Source organism: Parahaliea maris, assembly GCF_008064665.1.
GTDB classification, from domain to species: Bacteria; Pseudomonadota; Gammaproteobacteria; order Pseudomonadales; family Halieaceae; genus Parahaliea; species Parahaliea maris.
Map to the genome: position 1 here is coordinate 334,483 of NZ_VRZA01000005.1, position 16,645 is coordinate 351,127.

General features: G+C 63.0%; 19 protein-coding genes. 9 read left to right on the top strand and 10 right to left on the bottom strand.

Going from position 1 to position 16,645, the window contains the following annotated elements:
* Positions 1-91: 91 nt before the first annotated feature.
* Entirely contained in the window at positions 92-742 is a 651-nt protein-coding gene (locus FV139_RS15360; protein ID WP_148069340.1) for an adenylate/guanylate cyclase domain-containing protein, read from the top strand.
* Between the two features lie 110 nt (positions 743-852).
* Positions 853-1,608 (top strand): esterase/lipase family protein, encoded by a 756-nt coding sequence (locus FV139_RS15365; RefSeq protein WP_148069341.1) that lies wholly within the window; start codon positions 853-855, stop codon positions 1,606-1,608.
* Positions 1,609-1,971: 363 nt separating this feature from the next.
* Here FV139_RS15365 and FV139_RS15370 read toward each other — a convergent pair whose 3' ends face one another.
* From FV139_RS15370 to FV139_RS15380, 3 genes are all read right to left on the bottom strand, one after another.
* Positions 1,972-2,466 (bottom strand): hypothetical protein, encoded by a 495-nt coding sequence (locus FV139_RS15370; RefSeq protein ID WP_148069342.1) that lies wholly within the window; start codon positions 2,464-2,466, stop codon positions 1,972-1,974.
* A gap of 171 nt (positions 2,467-2,637) precedes the next feature.
* Positions 2,638-3,408: a CPBP family intramembrane glutamic endopeptidase gene (locus FV139_RS15375; RefSeq protein WP_148069343.1), complete on the bottom strand. Its 771-nt coding sequence runs from the start codon at positions 3,406-3,408 to the stop codon at positions 2,638-2,640.
* 56 nt (positions 3,409-3,464) lie between these two features.
* Positions 3,465-3,896: an MAPEG family protein gene (locus tag FV139_RS15380; RefSeq protein ID WP_148069344.1), complete on the bottom strand. Its 432-nt coding sequence runs from the start codon at positions 3,894-3,896 to the stop codon at positions 3,465-3,467.
* A 155-nt stretch (positions 3,897-4,051) separates the two neighbouring features.
* On the opposite strand from FV139_RS15380, the gene FV139_RS15385 reads away from it, so the two are divergent.
* The 3 genes from FV139_RS15385 to dapE are packed head-to-tail and all read left to right on the top strand — an operon-like array spanning position 4,052 to position 6,633.
* On the top strand, positions 4,052-4,408 hold the full coding sequence (locus tag FV139_RS15385; RefSeq protein WP_148069345.1) for an ArsC family reductase: 357 nt from the start codon (positions 4,052-4,054) through the stop codon (positions 4,406-4,408).
* A gap of 22 nt (positions 4,409-4,430) precedes the next feature.
* The gene (gene dapD / locus FV139_RS15390) at positions 4,431-5,450 is read left to right on the top strand and encodes a 2,3,4,5-tetrahydropyridine-2,6-dicarboxylate N-succinyltransferase (protein WP_148069346.1); all 1,020 of its coding nucleotides are present in this window, start codon (positions 4,431-4,433) and stop codon (positions 5,448-5,450) included.
* Between the two features lie 10 nt (positions 5,451-5,460).
* A complete protein-coding gene (gene dapE, locus FV139_RS15395; RefSeq protein WP_148069347.1) occupies positions 5,461-6,633 on the top strand; it encodes a succinyl-diaminopimelate desuccinylase in 1,173 nt (390 codons plus the stop codon).
* On the opposite strand, the gene FV139_RS15400 is transcribed toward dapE, so the two are convergent.
* The 4 genes from FV139_RS15400 to FV139_RS15415 are packed head-to-tail and all read right to left on the bottom strand — an operon-like array spanning position 6,622 to position 10,512.
* The gene (locus FV139_RS15400; protein ID WP_148069348.1) at positions 6,622-7,389 is read right to left on the bottom strand and encodes an SDR family NAD(P)-dependent oxidoreductase; all 768 of its coding nucleotides are present in this window, start codon (positions 7,387-7,389) and stop codon (positions 6,622-6,624) included. The genes dapE and FV139_RS15400 overlap by 12 nt on opposite strands.
* A gap of 36 nt (positions 7,390-7,425) precedes the next feature.
* Positions 7,426-8,262: a class I SAM-dependent methyltransferase gene (locus tag FV139_RS15405; RefSeq protein ID WP_148069349.1), complete on the bottom strand. Its 837-nt coding sequence runs from the start codon at positions 8,260-8,262 to the stop codon at positions 7,426-7,428.
* A 3-nt stretch (positions 8,263-8,265) separates the two neighbouring features.
* Positions 8,266-9,162 (bottom strand): hypothetical protein, encoded by an 897-nt coding sequence (locus tag FV139_RS15410; protein ID WP_148069350.1) that lies wholly within the window; start codon positions 9,160-9,162, stop codon positions 8,266-8,268.
* 3 nt (positions 9,163-9,165) lie between these two features.
* A complete protein-coding gene (locus FV139_RS15415) occupies positions 9,166-10,512 on the bottom strand; it encodes a hypothetical protein (RefSeq protein ID WP_187276574.1) in 1,347 nt (448 codons plus the stop codon).
* Between the two features lie 125 nt (positions 10,513-10,637).
* Here FV139_RS15415 and FV139_RS15420 point away from each other — a divergent pair, with 125 nt between their 5' ends.
* Positions 10,638-11,141, top strand: coding sequence for a leucine-rich repeat domain-containing protein (locus FV139_RS15420; protein ID WP_148069351.1), 504 nt, complete (start codon positions 10,638-10,640; stop codon positions 11,139-11,141).
* Between the two features lie 14 nt (positions 11,142-11,155).
* Positions 11,156-12,043: a lysophospholipid acyltransferase family protein gene (locus tag FV139_RS15425; protein WP_235898668.1), complete on the top strand. Its 888-nt coding sequence runs from the start codon at positions 11,156-11,158 to the stop codon at positions 12,041-12,043.
* On the opposite strand, the gene FV139_RS15430 is transcribed toward FV139_RS15425, so the two are convergent.
* The 3 genes from FV139_RS15430 to dapA are packed head-to-tail and all read right to left on the bottom strand — an operon-like array spanning position 12,025 to position 14,742.
* The gene (locus FV139_RS15430; RefSeq protein WP_148069352.1) at positions 12,025-12,801 is read right to left on the bottom strand and encodes an MBL fold metallo-hydrolase; all 777 of its coding nucleotides are present in this window, start codon (positions 12,799-12,801) and stop codon (positions 12,025-12,027) included. The genes FV139_RS15425 and FV139_RS15430 overlap by 19 nt on opposite strands.
* A 6-nt stretch (positions 12,802-12,807) precedes the next feature.
* Positions 12,808-13,869 (bottom strand): outer membrane protein assembly factor BamC, encoded by a 1,062-nt coding sequence (bamC, locus tag FV139_RS15435; RefSeq protein ID WP_148069353.1) that lies wholly within the window; start codon positions 13,867-13,869, stop codon positions 12,808-12,810.
* Positions 13,870-14,742, bottom strand: coding sequence for a 4-hydroxy-tetrahydrodipicolinate synthase (gene dapA / locus FV139_RS15440; RefSeq protein WP_148069354.1), 873 nt, complete (start codon positions 14,740-14,742; stop codon positions 13,870-13,872).
* A gap of 183 nt (positions 14,743-14,925) precedes the next feature.
* Here dapA and FV139_RS15445 point away from each other — a divergent pair, with 183 nt between their 5' ends.
* Together FV139_RS15445 and FV139_RS15450 are read left to right on the top strand one after the other, a co-directional pair.
* Positions 14,926-15,447: a DUF3806 domain-containing protein gene (locus FV139_RS15445; protein WP_148069355.1), complete on the top strand. Its 522-nt coding sequence runs from the start codon at positions 14,926-14,928 to the stop codon at positions 15,445-15,447.
* Between the two features lie 65 nt (positions 15,448-15,512).
* The gene (locus tag FV139_RS15450) at positions 15,513-16,643 is read left to right on the top strand and encodes an MlaE family ABC transporter permease (protein WP_148069356.1); all 1,131 of its coding nucleotides are present in this window, start codon (positions 15,513-15,515) and stop codon (positions 16,641-16,643) included.
* The last annotated feature ends 2 nt before the right edge of the window (positions 16,644-16,645 follow it).

Below are 16,645 nucleotides of genomic sequence, written 5' to 3' on the forward strand. Positions count from 1 at the left end.
GGGAAGCACCTTTCCCGGGCAAAGCCCCCCGCGCTGTCTAGAATGGCAAGTTTGGACTAGCCTGTAACAATAAACAGGCAGTGGGGGCACCATGATCGTAGACGGGGACAACCTGTTTCAGTGTATGTCACGGATGATCGCAGAGGGCGGCGATCCCTGTGAGAACGAACAGCAAATCTGGGATCGCTATGGCGAGACCGTCGCCATTTTGATCATCGATTCCTCCGGGTTTTCCCGCACCTCCCAGAGCCACGGTATTCTCCATTTCCTGTCGCGCCTCATGCAACTGCGGCAGATTTGCGAATCAGTCCTGCAGAACCACCGCTGCAAACGCCTGCATTTCGAGGCTGACAATGCCACGGCTGCCTTCAATGACCCCAGTGATGCCGTACGCGCCGCACTGGCCCTGCAGCAGGCGGTGTACCAGTCCGGGCTGATGCTCAACGAGCGGGAACGCTTCCGGATCAGTGCCGGCATCGGCTACGGCCGCCTGCTCTATTCCGAGACGCTCGAAGGCTACTTCGGCGACCAGATGAACATCGCTTCCAAGCTGGGGGAAGACATCGCCTGTGGCGACGAAATACTGCTGTCCGAGGCTGTCTACAAAGCAGCGCAAAAGGTGATGCCAACGGATATCCAGACCTGCGACATCGAGGTCTCCGGCATCCAGTTACGCTATTACCGGCACCGCTTCCAGCCCGGACTGTCTTCGGTAACACCGATCAGGGCGGGCCGCACCTGACACACACTGTTTCTCCTGCTGATCCAAGGAGCTGTAAACCTGCGTATACCGCTCGTGATTCCAATGTCCGCCTGTTTGTATTCGTGAATTTGGGTTGCGAGAAAGAAACCATGAACTTACTGCCGTCTCCACCCCCTCTGGGTCTGACGCTGTCCGAACTCCCGCGGGCAACCTTGGAGAGCCTTCGTCTCGTATCCAGCCTGGCCCGCTTGATCCGTGATCACAGCGGTGGCGACGGGCACCCGGTACTGGTGCTGCCCGGCTACGGAGCGGCCGACGGTTCGACCGCTTCCCTTCGTTATTTCCTGAAACGAATAGGGTATCGGCCCTTCGCCCTGGCAGCGGGTCGAAATGTCGAGAGCGTGGAGGACCAGATCAAAAGCGTCGATGATGCATCGCGCTTTCGCGAACGGCTGGTCGAACTCACCGTCGAACGAATTCGCGAGATTCATGCCACAACGGGTGAATCGGTCAGCCTTCTAGGGTGGAGTATGGGAGGACTGTATGCCCTCGATGCGTCTCGACAACTACCCCACATAACACGTCGCGTTATCACCCTGGGTTCCCCTTTTGGAGACCCGCGCGGGACCAGCCTGTTCAAGCTGATGCGCCGTCTTAGCGGCAGCACAGTCCCAATTGAAACGCAGGATTTTGACAGTTGGCTGGCAAAAGCGGCTGCGCCCGTGGTCCCCACATGCGTGATCTACAGCGATCGCGACGGCATCGTCGGCACGGACATCGCCAGGCTACCAGAGTCACCACTGGCGCAGCACGTGCAAGTCGACTCAAGCCACCTGGCGTTTGCATTGAATGCCAGGGCGCTGGAGGCAGTCGCAGTAGCGCTCAGGACCGGCCATACCCACTAGCGGCCCTCGCTTACAAATGTGACGCCAGCCGGCGCGATCATCCAGACCAGCGTCTTCCCGCAATCTCCGGACGTCTCCGCGGAGACGTCAGCTCAGGTACTGCGAAGACTGGCTCCCAATGTAGACGCCTCATCGACCCGCACATACTGGACCGGCGAGATCATGGATTACGAAATGGCAGTAGACGGGTTACTGAGGAGAGGGGGAAATACGGCATCCGGCGGGGAACGATCAAGCAGGAACCAGCTACCTGGCTAACTGTCTTCGCCACGACTGTACTGCGCAAATGGGGCAAGAGATCTCAACAGCACCTATTGCTTCCCAGTTCATGAAGTCATCTCCATCCCCTGCCTAGGCTACTGTTCAGAGCTGCATACTTGGTGATCTTGTGGACACCTGACCACCGGCAATCTGTTCCTCGATGTAACGGACGTATGGAGCGTAGAAGGACTTCTTTGCCTCTCCCCACCACTTTTCTGCGTAAGGCCCGTGCAGTAAAGGAATTATGGATTCCTCAAAACCGAGTTTGTTTTCCAGCTCCATGGTTCCAAGCGTATATTGCACGTACACCGATTCGAGCCGTCTGAAGGTAGCCAGATACAAAGCGTTGACCCGAACTCTCTCCGCAGCGGTCAGGATCTCGGGGCTGGAATTACACTTGATGAAGAGTTCTACAAGATCTGCATTGTTCAAAAGTGGTTCCACGTTCTTTCCCATCTCGGAGACTACGCTCTGGAAAGCAGTCGCTCTCAATGCTCGCGTGTTTTGCCTGAGCTGAAAGGCGAGATAGATAAGCGTGATCAATGTTGCTATTGCAGCAACAAACTCTCCGATGCTTCCCAAGTGATCCAGTGTCATCTGCCAGCCCTCCGGCTCCGTAAGCATGAGTGAGGGAACGCTATCCAATATCAGCCGATACCTGCCGTTTCATGGAGTCTAGTCCAGATGCTCCTGGGAGAAAGGCGACTTACGGTTCGGTGACACAGGATCGCCACAATGACACCGGCCAGAACGAGTGATTGAACCTGGTCATCTGCCAAAGCCCGGATGCCTGTGGATATTGCGAAGGAGAATCAGCGCGAAGATAAAGTTGGGGAGATTCAGGAGCATCGGGGCGTAGGCAGCGAAAGCCGGCGGGCTCGCGTCCCCGGCACCTCCTCCATTCGCGGTGCTGGCCAGGCCGACCACGAAGAGCAGGAAGTCCCACAGGCCGTGATAGATGATCGCGGGCCAGATCGACCCCGTACGCAGCAGTATCGCCATGAAGACCAGGCCACTCATGGCGGCAGCGGCCGACTGTGCGAACGCCGCGCTGAAGTCGCCCGTGATAAAGCCGTTGAAGGCGTGCACCCCACCAAACAACACCATGTTCAGCAGAATGGCGGGCCAGACCGGCATCCGCTCGATCGACGCACGAAACAGTACGCCGCGGAACATGACCTCCTCGGAGAAGCCGACCATCATCGTGTTCACGAACACCAACAGGACCGCGCCCAGAGGTGGTACGCCGAGATAGAGGATGCCGGCTACCATGAGCAGCAGGTAAATACTCGGGAACCACAGCACGCGAAGGATAGAATGGGGCTTGCCGAACCCGATGTCCTTCCACTTGAAGGCAACGATCGCGACGAGCAGGATGAGAATGGCAGTCACGAATTGCCAGCCAACGCCCCGCTGGACCAGTTCATCGAGGGCGACTTCCTCGCCGCCACCGAGCCACTGGGCACCGAACATCGTGGCGGCGCCCCACAGGACCAGAACAACAAGACTGATCCAGATTCTCGATGACGTACCCGGCATGCTGCTCTCCCCCTACGGAAGTTTCACGACGGCGCCCAAGGTCAGCTCAACAAAGCTCAGCTCAACAATCCCAGGGTAGCTCGAATGACCATGACCCACAGTGCCACTGAAGAGACAAGATAGACCAGGAAGCGGTGCATCACCTTGTTGTAGCTGCAATGCACGGCGGAATGCAGGTAGCGAAAGATTACGAAGACCCAGGCACAGGCAACATAGAACCCGTCCACCTGGGTATAAACCGTCAGGTAGAGGCAGAGCGCATAGAAAACCACGGGCAGTTCGACCAGGTTGCGCAGGTTGTTGGCGGGCGACTGTACCTGGGGCGGCAGCAGGGCTTCCACTTCCGCCGGCGCCCGAAGCTCCTCGGCGTCGATCTTGTTGGCCCCCAGGTAGGACATACGGCGGGCAAACATCACCACCCATACCAGCAGGGTCAAAATAAACATTGCCAACATCGGGCCGGCCAGGCCCTGCAGAGTCGGTGTCATGGACTGCTTCCTCATTGTCGTTATTTTCTCCAGGTTCCGCCCAGAAGTGGCACCCCCGGGCGGCGTTGTAGTTGCCATTGTAACCACAGAGCCTCGCTACAACTAAGTGCCCTGTTTTGCTATGCTACGCGCCGATTTTTGGGAGGTGATATCAGGTGATTACGCTCTACGGCATCAAGAATTGCGACACCGTGAAAAAGGCCCGACGCTGGCTGGACGACCACGGCATCGACTACCAGTTCCACGATTTTCGCGAGGACGGCCTGGAAGCCGACCAGGTCAAAACCTGGCTCGACGAACTCGGCTGGGAAACCCTGGTCAACAAACGCAGCACCACCTGGAAGGCACTGGAACCTGCCCAGCGCGAGGCCATGGACGACAGTACCGCCCTCAGCGCCATCCTTGAACAACCGACGCTGATCAAGCGCCCCCTGCTCGACACCGGGCACGAGCGGCGAACCGGTTTCAAGGACAGCGACTACCAGCAGCTTTTCAATCGCCACACTCTCTAGAACACACAGGATTCGCAGCACCATGACAGACACAGCATTCGCATACGGCCTCGGCATCGGCACTCACAACCAGCAGGGGGAGTGGCTGGAGGTCTACTTTCCGCACCCCGCCCTCGCGCCCTCCGCGGCCCTGACAGCGGCCCTGGCTGGCTGCGACAACAACACCGCCCTGGACCGTGCTGCACTGCAGGGGCTCTCTGAAAAACTGGCCGCCGCCGGTGAAACCACCGCAGCCGAACTGGCTACCAGCCTGCTGGAGAGCAGTGCCCCGGTGGTTGCGGTGCTGCTGGCTGAGGATGCCGCTCCCACCACGGTGCCCGAAGCCTACCTGAAGCTGCACCTGCTGTCCCACCGCCTGGTCAAACCCCACGGTACGGTGCTGGATGGCATGTTCGGTGTGCTGCCCAACGTCGCCTGGACCAGTGAGGGCGCGGTGGCCCTGGACGAACTCCCGGCCCGGCAACTGGCCGCCCGCCTGCGCGGTGAAACCCTGGAAGTAAGCTGTGTAGACAAGTTCCCGAAAATGACCAACTACGTGGTCCCCACCGGCGTGCGCATTGCCCACACCGCGCGGGTGCGCCTGGGCGCCTACCTCGGCGAAGGCACCACCATCATGCACGAGGGCTTCGTCAACTTTAACGCCGGCACCGACGGCCCCGGCATGATCGAAGGTCGGATCTCCGCCGGGGTCACGGTAGGCGCCGGCTCTGACCTGGGCGGCGGCTGTTCCACCATGGGCACCCTGTCCGGCGGCGGCAACGTTATCATCTCCGTGGGCAAGGAATGCCTGCTGGGAGCGAATGCCGGCATTGGCATTCCCCTTGGAGACCGCTGCACCGTGGAATCGGGCCTGTACGTGACTGCAGGCACCAAGGTGCTGATGCTGGATGCGGACGGCAATGGCGTAGAGACCGTGAAAGCCAGGGACCTGGCTGGAAAATCAGACCTGCTGTTCCGCCGCAACTCGGCCAACGGCGCGGTGGAGTGCCTGACCAACCGCAGCGCCATCGAGCTCAATCACGAACTGCACGCGCACAACTGAGTACTGAACCGTGGAAAAAACCCTGGCCCTGGCCTGCGAACTGATCCGACGCCCCTCGGTAACTCCCGAGGACGCCGACTGCCAGGCCCTGATGGCGGAGCACCTTGAGGCCATCGGCTTCCAGTGCACGGATATGCCCTTTGGCGAGGTGAAGAACCTGTGGGCCGAGCGCAGCGGAAAAGGAGCCGAGCGCAGCGGGAAAGGAGCGGAACGCGGCAGCGAGGGCCCCATTGTCGTATTCGCCGGACACACCGATGTGGTGCCCACCGGCCCGGAATCCCAGTGGCAGTCCCCGCCCTTCGAACCCACCCTGCGCGACGGCCTCCTGTACGGCCGCGGCGCCGCCGACATGAAAGGCAGCCTGGCCGCGATGATTGTCGCCTGCGAGGAGTTTGTCGCCAGCCACCCGGAGCACCGGGGGCGCATCGGCTTTCTCATCACCTCCGACGAAGAGGGGCCGGCGGTCAACGGCACGGTCAAGGTAGTGGAGGCGCTGGTTGATGCGGGCAAGGCCATCGACTGGTGCATCGTCGGTGAACCCTCCAGTACCAGCAGCCTGGGCGATGTGGTGAAGAACGGTCGGCGGGGGTCCCTTGGCGCTGTGCTTACGGTTCGCGGTATCCAGGGTCACATTGCCTACCCCCACCTGGCCGACAACCCCATCCACCGCGCCCTGCCAGCGCTGGACGCGCTGACCAGGGAAGTCTGGGATGAAGGCAACGACTTCTTCCCCGCTACCAGTTTCCAGATTTCCAATATCAACGGCGGCACCGGCGCCACCAATGTCATCCCCGGTGAAGTGGAGGTGGTGTTCAACTTCCGCTTCTCCACCGAGGTGACCGATACTGAACTGCGCCAGCGCACCGAGACCATCCTCGACGCCCACGGCCTTGACTACAGTATCGACTGGAACCTCAGCGGACAGGCCTTCCTCACCCCCAGCGGCGCGCTGGTCGAGGCCGCTGTCGAGAGTATCCGGGAAGTGGCCGGCATAGAGACTGAGCTGTCCACTGCGGGCGGCACGTCAGACGGCCGCTTTATCGCGCCCACCGGCACCCAGGTGCTGGAACTGGGCCCGGTCAATGCCACCATTCACAAGATTGACGAGTGTGTGCGCGCAGATGACCTGCCCCGGCTGGCGGCCATGTACCGGGGCATTCTGGAAAAGTTGCTACTGGATTGAGCGGATTGAGTCCACCTGCTGCTGGAGGGCGTTGCGTACCACACCCACATTCATTTCCCCCGGCACCAGCGGCACCTGGGGCAAGTCGGGCGTGTCCAGCGCCTGCAGGCTGATAGCGACAACCTCCTCCACCGTCATCCACATCTCCTCGGGAAAACGCGTCTTGTCGAATCCGGCAAAGTGCTCGGTGTGGTGAATTTCAGTGTGGGTGAAGCCCGGGCACAGGCACTGGACAAGTATGCCCTTCCCCGCCACTTCTTCCTGTAGCGATGCCGAAAAGCTGTTGAGGAAGGCCTTGCAGGCGCCATAGACCGCCGTGTTGCGCATTGGCAGCAGACCGCCGATGGAGGCCACATTGATCACGAAGCCCTGGCCGGCTTCCAGCATGAACGGCAGGGCAGCACGGCACAGCTGGACGCTGGCGTCCACGTGCACCCGGATCATCGCCAGTTCGTCTTCGATATCAGACCGGGCAAAGGGCCCAAGGGTGCTGAAGCCGGCGTTGTTGACCAGGTAGCTCACGGGCCCCTGCTGGCGCAGGGCCTCGATGGTGCGGGCGACCCCCTCCACCGTCCCGAGGTCAGCCACCACCGGCACTACCTCACACTGGCCTTGCAGCGCCTGGGCCAGCTGTTCCAGGCGGTCGCCGCGCCGGGCCACGGCAATAATACGGTCACAGCGCGATGCCAGTTCCCGGCAGTACTCTTCACCAATCCCGGAAGAGGCTCCGGTCACCAGTGCACAGGTGCGTTCCACGTTATTTGCTCCTTGTTATGCGTTTGCGAAAAGGGGCTAGCTTACACCAGCCGCACCAGAGCCGCCGTGTAGAACGTCGCTGTCGAGCCCCGCGAGAACATGCACATCAAAGCGCACCGCCTTGCCGCGGATGGCATGGGAGGGATTGAGCCCTCCCAGGGGGGCCGCCTTCAATGGGCGCTTGACCACCACCCGGGCAACAGGCTGCGCCAGTGCCCAATGCAATAGTGCCTCGCTATCGCTCTCGTCCTCCGGCACACCCAACAACTGCTGGAAAACCGCCATTTCCTTTTTGACGGCAGCACTTTTACCGCGGTGGGGGAACATCGGGTCGAGGTAGATCACCTGTATGCCGGAAAGGCGGGCGGCCGCCAGTGTGCGGGCATCCGCCGCCTCCAGGCTCATGCGCGCGGCGGTTGCCGCCAGCCAGGTATCCTCACTGACCGACGCTTGCCGTATTCCGGAGTCGAGCAGGGCCGCCACTACCGGGTGACGTTCGCACAACAGTACCTTGCAACCCAGGTCGGCCAGCACATAGCTGTCGCGGCCCAGGCCGGCAGTGGCGTCGAGCACCCCCAGTTGCTCCCGCCGGCCTACCCCCACTGCCCGGCCCAGCAGTTCGTTCTGCCCGCCGCGCCGGCGCTGGCGCATGCGTCCACCACCAAAGTCCACCAGTACAGGCCCCGGCGCCTTCGGGCCGGCCTGCAGCAGGGCCAGGTGCCCGCCCTCGAGGCACAGCAGGAAATCGAGCTCCTCCCGCTGCGCAACCTCACCGGCAGTCAGTAACGGTAGCTGCAGGCGCAGGGCCAGCTCTTCGAGATACGGGATGTGATCCGCATCAGTGCGGACAACGGCAAGTTGCGGTGAGGGCATGGATCAGGCGCTGGCGCTGTGACTGAGGCTCGCCTCCAGCCTCGCGTAATTGTCGGCGATAGCCTCCATATAGGGGTTGGCACCCCCGAACTGCGGCTCCACATAGTGGTAGGCACCGTGGAACCCTTCCTCCAGACGCTCGCGAATCGCCCAGCGGATAAACGCCGGGGTGGATTTCAGCAGATCATTGGCCGTGCGATAGGTGGAGCCGAGGTAGCCCTCGGCGCGACTGCCCGCGATACCGCCTTCGACAAACTCGTCGAACAGGTAGTCGCGGCATTTCTGCACGTAACAGACATCGGCCAACTGAGCCATCAGGTCGGCGGTACCGAGCAACTCCCCCAGCAGCCGCTCGGCAGGGGTGCGTGTAGGGACCGTTGCGGGGTCTCGCGAGCAATTGGTGAACATCACGATCCGTGAGGCGGGCCCGGCCAGCCGGCCGAGGCCAATGCCTGGCAGGTACTCCCGCAGCCAGCGGGCACTGCGATTGACGTGAATACGCGTATAGGCCGCGCCGTTGCCATGGCGGGTGTCGTGGGTGCGACGGATATAACCGGCATCGTGGAACAGGGCCGCGCAGATTCCGGTCAGGGCCTGCTCAGGCCCCAGCCGCGCTGCCTCAGGTGCCGCCTGCTCGTAGCCATCCATGAGGCGGGCCATGGCCAGGGTGACATCCAGCACGTGCTGGACGTCGTGGTATTTCACGTCGCAGGCATGAAACCCCGGGTAGTCGCCGCGGTACAAGCGGGCAAAGTCGTCCACCAGGCGTTCGATAATCGCCGTGGGGTGACCCGGGTAGCGCCGGCTGAATAGTTCGCACAGGGCTTCGGCCACCGCTGCCGGGCGTGTCACGTCGACCGATTCGCTGACATCCAGGTGCGGCGCCCGGCACGTGCTCATTGGCTAGTCCTCCGACATCCGGCCGGAGGGTCGCTTGCGCAACAGGCTGGCGAGATCGTCGATCGACTCGTCCACTGACGTGGCGGGGCGAGTTGCCGCCTCTCCCCCGGCCATTTCAGCCTGTCCGCTGTCGACGCCCAGGTGTTCGCTGTCGAGCCCCAGATGGAGTTGGCCATCGGCAAACCCGATATTGATTTCGAGGTTATAGGCGTGCCGGGACAGGCCGTGCTTGTCGGTTATGCGGAACCGTCTGGCGGCGCGGCGTTCGCCCACGTCGTCCTCACCCGACAGGCTGCAGCGCATGTCGGCAATCGATTTGCCGGATAACTGGACACCTCGCACCACCTCCAGCGCACTGCTGCAGTGTTTGACGAAGGCCGGGGCCGTGAGTTTGGTATCGGTGAGTTCACCCTCCACGTTCTGCCTCACCAGGGTGGAAAAGTCGCCCACCAGTATCTGGTGCGGCTGCGCCAGGTCGACCATGCGCGCCAGGTCGATAGTGACGTCGCCGACGATGTAACTGAATACCGTGGGGTTTACGCCTTCCGCCTGGTAGAGCTCGTAGTGGCTGCCGGCGTGATAGGCACTGCGAATCACGGGCACCGTATTGCCGTGGGACGCGGCCCGGGCCACCGCGTTGTCGGCCACCACCAGCAGCAGGAAGGTGAACAGGTCCTGGTTGGCATAGGGGCCGGTGTCCCGGTTCCAGACATAGTAGCCGTCGCCGGTCGTGGTGCGGGCGAAATTGACCTCCACGCCCTTGGCCTGCAGCTTGTTGTAGGCCGAATTCATGGAGTAGGAAAGGCTGTTCAGCTGACTGGCCTGTTCGAACGGCGTAAACAGGGAGAACTGGGCGATATCGAACAGCAGCACGGCGCGGCAGTCGACGTAACTGATGCCGTAGCGCTTGATCAGTTGTTCGACGGAATCCTGTACGGCGTGCTCTTCCGACAGGCTGTGGTCCAGCTTGATGAAACTCGGGGCGATATCCAGGCGCGCGGCGATGGCAAACAGCTCGTCTCGCGATTTGCGCCGGGTGCCGGAAATCAGTTCGCGGACAAAGTGTTCGTTATCGCTACCGTCCTCCCCCGGGTGCGCACAGTAATTGCCGAGGAAGTAATGCGGCACAAGGATCACCAGCAGGCCGCGCTCATCTGCGCTCCAGCAGAGGACAATGTTCTGCCCGAGGCGCCACTGCTTGCGTAACGTGGCCTCCAGCGACTTCAGGTTGCCGCGCTGGACCAGGCTGATAACGGGAGGGCTGTCCTGACGCGGTGCGCCGCCCTCCCTCTGATTGCCGGATTGCTCATCCATGGGGTGCTCGTATTTGGCCGCCTGACACGCTAGCATTATAGGTCCCGGCCCGCTGTGACGTCACGGCGACAGCAAGCCGCCGACATCTGCCAGGCGGAATCCAACCGTTCACCACCAACCAGGCTGAAACTACGTACAACGCTGCTAATAAGAGTATCCTCATGCGACACCCCATCCTTGGCGTACTGGCACTGCTCCTGCCCTGCCTGCTCGGCGCCTGCCAGCAGTACGACATTACTGTGAACGAGCGTCGGGTCTATACCCCCTTGCCGCTGTTCACCGACTTCACCGCGGTGGATCCGGCGCTGCAAACCTGCCTCGAGAACGCCATCGATCGCGAGAAGATCTCCAGCGCCAGCCAGTTGCAGGAACTGTCCTGCCGGAATGCGGGCATCCGCGTTCTCAACGGGCTCGCCACCTTCAGTAGCCTGCGCACCCTCGACCTCGGCAACAACGAGATCGAGAACATCGACGAGCTGGCCGAGGTGATCAATCTCGAAGCGGTCTACCTGGCCAACAACCGCATTGTCGACCCGCTGCCCCTGTCAGAGCTACAGGCGCTCAACAGTGTGGACCTCGCCGGTAACGGCACCCTGCGCTGCCCGGACCGCCAGGCCCTGCTGCGCGCCAGCCACCTGCGGCTGCCCACTCACTGCGACCGCTAGTTGGCACACCCGCAATGCTGCTCTACCGACTCATCAGCTGGCTGCCCTTCCCCCTGCTGTACGCAACAGCATGGCTCGCCTATCTGGTGCTCTACTACATCACAGGCTATCGCAAAGCCGTGGTCTACAAGAACTTGCGCCAGGCCTTTCCGGAAAGAAACGCGAGTGAAATCACAGTTCTGGCAAAAAAGTTCTACCGTCAGCTGACCCAGGTCGCGCTGGAAATCGTCAAGGCCCGGCGCATGCGTCCGGAAGACTTTCGCCAGCGGGTGCAGGTGCGCAATCCCGAACTGCTGTTGGAGAAGAGCCTGGACCAGACCCGCTCGGTGATTGTGCTCACCATTCACCAGGGTAACTGGGAGTGGATGCTGCACGGCGCCACCACCGCCCTGGGCATGCCGATCGACCCGGTGTACAAGCCCTTGCATAACAAGACAGTCGACGAGCTGATCTACGACATTCGCAGCCAGTTCGGCTCCCGGCCCCTGGCGATGGAAGAGTCCACCCGGGATATCCTGCGCCGGCGCAAGGAATTCCGGATCTTCGTCATGGTGGCCGACCAGGCGCCCATTCGCCGCGAACGCAGCTACTGGACCACCTTCATGAATGGCGAGGCCGCCTTTTACCAGGGCGCCGAAAGCCTGGCCCAGCTCACCGGGTTTCCGGTGATCTTCGCCCAGTGCCGGCGCCTGCGCCGGGGGCATTACGAGATGGAGTTCCACGAACTGGCCGATCCGCCCTACGCAAAGGGCAGCCACAACATCATCGATGCCTACATCGCCCGGGCCGAAGCGGCCATCAGGGAGGAACCGGAGAGCTGGCTGTGGAGCAACCGGCGCTGGAAACGCGACCGGGCGCGGGAAGCACAACGGGCTGCCGAGGCTCAGGCCCCGTCGGACTGAGGCAACTCCAGCCAGCCGAACCCACCCTGCTGGTCGGCCCAGACCACCCGCTCGTCCAGCGCCCCGTACACCGAGACCAGCGCCTCTTCGGCACGCTCCCGGCAATTGTTGTTCTCACTGATATGGGCCACCACCAGGTAGTGCAGGTCAGCAATGCCGATTTCCTGTAGCAACGCCGCCGCCTGGTGGTTATTGAGGTGCCCCCAGTCCCCGGCCACACGCCGCTTCAGGGAAGGCGGATAGCTGCCCCCCTGCAACATGGTCAGGTCGTGATTGAACTCCAGCACCAGGCCGTCGCAGCCGCGGTAGTGGCGCACCACGTGAGGGGTGATACTGCCGAGATCGGTGAGCACCCCCAGGGTACGGCCGGCGCAGGAAAAACGGTACTGGCAGGGTTCCCTGGCATCGTGGGGTACCGCTACCGGCTGCACGTCGATGGCGCCGATACGGAAGGGCTCCTCACTGTGAATGGGGTGAACACTGTGACAGGCGTCAATACGGCCACTGCCGAGGGTGCCGTGGGTCAGGTAGACCGGAATCTGGTGGCGCCGGGAAAGGCGTGCCACCCCCGCACAGTGGTCGCTGTGCTCATGGGTCACCAGAATGGCATCGATGTCAGTGGCAGACACGCCGAGGGGGGCGAGCCGGCGCTCGGCCTCGCGTACCGAGAAGCCGCAGTCCACCAGCAGCAGGGAGCCGCCGGCGGACACCAGCGTGGCGTTACCCTTGCTGCCGCTGCCGAGAGATGCGAAGCGCACAGCCGATCAGCTGATATTGCCCTTGATGATCGCCAGCATGGCCTGCTCCTGGCGCCGGTCGAATTCCGGCTGGTCGCCCTGGGGCAGCATGCGGATATTGACGGCGTTGTCACCGTCGGCGGTGGCCGTTATCTCAAAGGGCTTGCCCGCCAGGGGATGCTCTTCATCACCGAACAGCCAGTCGAACCAGCCGTCTTCCTCCGCGCCCTGGGGACCGAGGAAGGTGACATAGTAGGTGCCGGCACTGCGGTCCCGGTCGGTGATCTCGAAGTGGGAATCCTCCAGCGCCTTGGCCAGCGAGGCCCAGGCCCGGTTGAACGGCAGGCCGACATGGATGTAGGTGCTGCCGTCGGCGCCTTCCTGCATGGCAATCTTGCCGCTGGCGCTCATGGCCTGGTCGGCAATCATCGATACCGGTGCGGAGTCGGTGCTGTTGGCCACGTACTGGGCCACCGCCTTCAGCATCTCCCGCTCCTGAGGCACGTTGTCTGACTGCGCCGGCCAGGCGTTGTCCGCCGGATCGGCGCCACGCTGTTCCATCTGCAGGACATGCAGCTCACTGGTGCCGCGCTGGACCCCCTGCTCGATGCGATAGCGGAAGCGGGAGGGGACGGGCTGCCCGTCGAGCTCCAGCCAGTTGCTGTCCATGATGCCCGCGCGGGCGTCCATGCGCCCGACCTGGATACCGGCGGCCGCAAGGAACCCGCGCACCTGGGGCCAGAGCTGGCCGGGCGGGATGGCCACCAGGGCCCAGCTGTCGTCACCCAGGGACTGGATCCGCACCACTTCGTCGGCGGCTCCCGCCACCAGCGGGCTCGGCCGGGGCACTTCGAACTCGCCCGCCATGACGAGGTCCTCATTGATCGGCGGGATCGGGTAGATCTCCTCCAACTGGCCCGCCTCACGGCCCTCGGGCATACGGATCCGGGGGGTTTCCCGGGCCGCTTTGTAGTCCTCGGATTTGTCGCGGAACATGCCGTCGTCACCGAACAGGTAACTGCAGCCGGAACTGGCCAGCAACGCTGCACACAGGCTGGCTCTCGCCGCGATTGTAAAGACCTTGCTCATTCAGACTCCCGCTGATTCCAGTGCCGCCAGCACCTGGGCATGGTACTGGGGATCAAGTTCGGTCATGGGCAGGCGAATCCCCGGCTGGATCAACCCCCGCTGTTGCAGGGCCCACTTGACCGGAATGGGGTTGGCCTCGAGGAACAGGGCGGTGTTCAGGGCGGCCAGTTTGGCGTCCACCGCGGCGGCGGCTTCGCGCTCGCCCGCCAGCGCCAGCCGACACAGCTCGGCGACCAGTCCGGGGGCGACGTTGGCGGTCACGGAAATATTACCGTGGCCGCCAAGCAGTATCAGTTCCAGGGCGGTGGGATCGTCGCCGGAGTAGATGGCGAAATCTTCGGGACAGCGCGCCTTGAGGTCGGGGATCCGCTCGAGGTCGCCGGTGGCATCCTTGATGCCCACCACATTGTCCAGGGCCGACAGGGCCACCACCACGTCGTTGTGCATGTCCACCGCGGTGCGCCCCGGCACGTTGTACAGAACCTGCGGCACGGCCACGGCCTCGGCAATGGCGGTAAAGTGCTGCAGCAGGCCGCGCTGGGTGGGGCGGTTGTAATAGGGGGTCACCAGCAGGCAGGCGTCGGCGCCATTATCGGCCGCTGCGGCGGTCAGTTCGATGGCTTCGCGGGTGGAGTTGGCGCCGGTGCCGGCGATGACCGGGATACGGCCCTTGACGTAATCGACGCAGTAGCGGATCACCTCGCAGTGCTCGGGCACGCTGAGGGTAGCGCTCTCACCGGTGGTGCCCACCGCACCGATGGCGCTGGTGCCAGCCTCGATGTGCAGGTCGAGCAGGCGCGCCAGCCCCTCCCAATCCAGGCTGCCATCAGGCTGCATCGGGGTGACCAGGGCGACAATGCTGCCGGTTATCATGCGTGCTCTCCAGAGTTGCGGATACAGGCCACCAGAGGCCGGCGCCTGGCCGGGCCCGGGGCGGGCCGTGAGGAAAGTGGGCAATTATCCATGTAGGGGGCCGGATGACAACCTGATTACGCTAAACTTACGCGCCCATTGCTGGTCTTATGAACAAGACAGTGTATAGACAAGGAGGACATTATGACATTCGTGCGTTTGCTGCTGCCAGCGTTGCTGCTCTGCCTGCTCGGCACTCTCGCCCCCGTGACCGCCACCCGGGCCCTGGCCCAGGAGCCACCCCAGATCGACGACCTGTCCTTCCTTGACCGCCAGTTCATGACCCGCCAGCGCAGCGAACTGGAAGACCTGGCCCGGCGCCAGTACGGCCAGGGGTTTACCGGCGACACCAGCCAGGACCTGCAACTGCTGCAGCGGCTGCTCGATGATACGGTGGTGCGCAGTGATGACACCGCCCGCCTGCAGGCCATGGGCCTGGTCATGGGCGACCTGTTGGCCACCGACCTCGACATGCACTGGGTGGTTTACGAGGACAATCTCGGGCGCAGCCGCGCCCTGCGCTACCGCGACAGTGACAACTACCTGTTCCCCATGACCATGATTTCCCGCCGGCGGGAGGCGGGCAATACCCTGCCGGTGAAAGATATCTACCAGAAGGCCTACGACATTATCGACCCCCTGCGCACCCCGCTGCCCTTCCAGTAGGTGCAGTTGCCTCGCCTGCGGGCCAGCCAGTAGACTGGAGGCCCCTGGTGAGCCCAAGCGACTGAATGAACCCGCAAGCGCCCGCGTACGAGCTGATCGAAGACGCCCCCCGGGTCATCAGACTGGCGCTGGAAGGCGACTGGGTGCAGAGCCAGCCAATCCCCGACTTCTCACTCCTGCGCAGCGAGCTGATCGCGCTGGCGCCGGAACAGCTGGTGGTGGAAGACCGCAAGCTCGGCGAGTGGGGCTCGCTGATGATGGCCTTTCTGCTGCAGTGCCACAGCTACTGTGAGGCCGAGGGTATTGCCCTCGACACCCGGTCCCTACCCGAGGGCGCCCAGCGCCTGCTGGACGTGGCCACCGTGGTCCCGCCCCACGTGCGGCCCCGGGAGCCCCGGCAGGACCGCCTGAAGCAACTCAACCCGATCCACCTCGCGCGGGTCGCCTGGTCCGATATCCGCAGCGCCCTGGCCTTTCTCGGCGACCTGAGCATCGCCCTGACCCGGCTCCTGCTGGGCCGCGCCAACACCCGCTTCACAGATTTTCGCCACTTCTGTTACCAGGCCGGGCCGAACGCCTTCGCCATCATCAGCCTGACCAGCGTGCTGGTGGGAATGATCCTCGCCTACCTCGGCGCCGTGCAGCTCAAGCAGCTCGGGGCGGAAATCTACGTGGCCGACCTGGTCGTGATCGGCATGCTGCGGGAAATGGGCGTGCTGATGACTGCGGTGGTGATGGCCGGTCGCACCGGTGCCGCCTACGCCGCCCAGCTGGGGACCATGCAGACCAATGAGGAAATCGATGCCATCACCACCATGGGCGTCTCGCCGATGGAATTTCTGGTGGTACCCCGGGTGCTGGCCCTGGTGGTCATGCTGCCACTGCTGACCATCTATGCCGACCTGCTGGGCATCATTGGTGGCGGCATCGTGGCGGGCGGCATGGGCATCACCCTGCTGCAATACACTTCCCAGATCGAGGGCGCCCTGTCGCTCACCCACCTGATGGTGGGCCTGTCGAAGAGCCTGGTGTTCGCCGTACTGATCGCGATCGCCGGCTGCCGCTCGGGTATCCAGTCCGGCCGCGGGTCCGCCGCAGTCGGCAATGCGGCGACCGACGCCGTGGTCACGGCACTGGTTTACCTGATCGTGGCCGATGCGGCCATCAATATCTTCTACCAGCAGGTGGGAATCTGACA

Coding starts and splice junctions, on each gene's coding strand:
- FV139_RS15360 (WP_148069340.1), top strand. CDS start 92: ATGATCGTAGACGGGGACAACCTGTTTCAGTGTATGTCACGGATGATC.
- FV139_RS15365 (WP_148069341.1), top strand. CDS start 853: ATGAACTTACTGCCGTCTCCACCCCCTCTGGGTCTGACGCTGTCCGAA.
- FV139_RS15370 (WP_148069342.1), bottom strand. CDS start 2,466: ATGACACTGGATCACTTGGGAAGCATCGGAGAGTTTGTTGCTGCAATA.
- FV139_RS15375 (WP_148069343.1), bottom strand. CDS start 3,408: ATGCCGGGTACGTCATCGAGAATCTGGATCAGTCTTGTTGTTCTGGTC.
- FV139_RS15380 (WP_148069344.1), bottom strand. CDS start 3,896: ATGACACCGACTCTGCAGGGCCTGGCCGGCCCGATGTTGGCAATGTTT.
- dapD (WP_148069346.1), top strand. CDS start 4,431: ATGACAGACACAGCATTCGCATACGGCCTCGGCATCGGCACTCACAAC.
- FV139_RS15405 (WP_148069349.1), bottom strand. CDS start 8,262: ATGCCCTCACCGCAACTTGCCGTTGTCCGCACTGATGCGGATCACATC.
- FV139_RS15410 (WP_148069350.1), bottom strand. CDS start 9,162: ATGAGCACGTGCCGGGCGCCGCACCTGGATGTCAGCGAATCGGTCGAC.
- FV139_RS15415 (WP_187276574.1), bottom strand. CDS start 10,512: ATGCTAGCGTGTCAGGCGGCCAAATACGAGCACCCCATGGATGAGCAA.
- FV139_RS15420 (WP_148069351.1), top strand. CDS start 10,638: ATGCGACACCCCATCCTTGGCGTACTGGCACTGCTCCTGCCCTGCCTG.
- FV139_RS15425 (WP_235898668.1), top strand. CDS start 11,156: ATGCTGCTCTACCGACTCATCAGCTGGCTGCCCTTCCCCCTGCTGTAC.
- bamC (WP_148069353.1), bottom strand. CDS start 13,869: ATGAGCAAGGTCTTTACAATCGCGGCGAGAGCCAGCCTGTGTGCAGCG.
- dapA (WP_148069354.1), bottom strand. CDS start 14,742: ATGATAACCGGCAGCATTGTCGCCCTGGTCACCCCGATGCAGCCTGAT.
- FV139_RS15445 (WP_148069355.1), top strand. CDS start 14,926: ATGACATTCGTGCGTTTGCTGCTGCCAGCGTTGCTGCTCTGCCTGCTC.
- FV139_RS15450 (WP_148069356.1), top strand. CDS start 15,513: ATGAACCCGCAAGCGCCCGCGTACGAGCTGATCGAAGACGCCCCCCGG.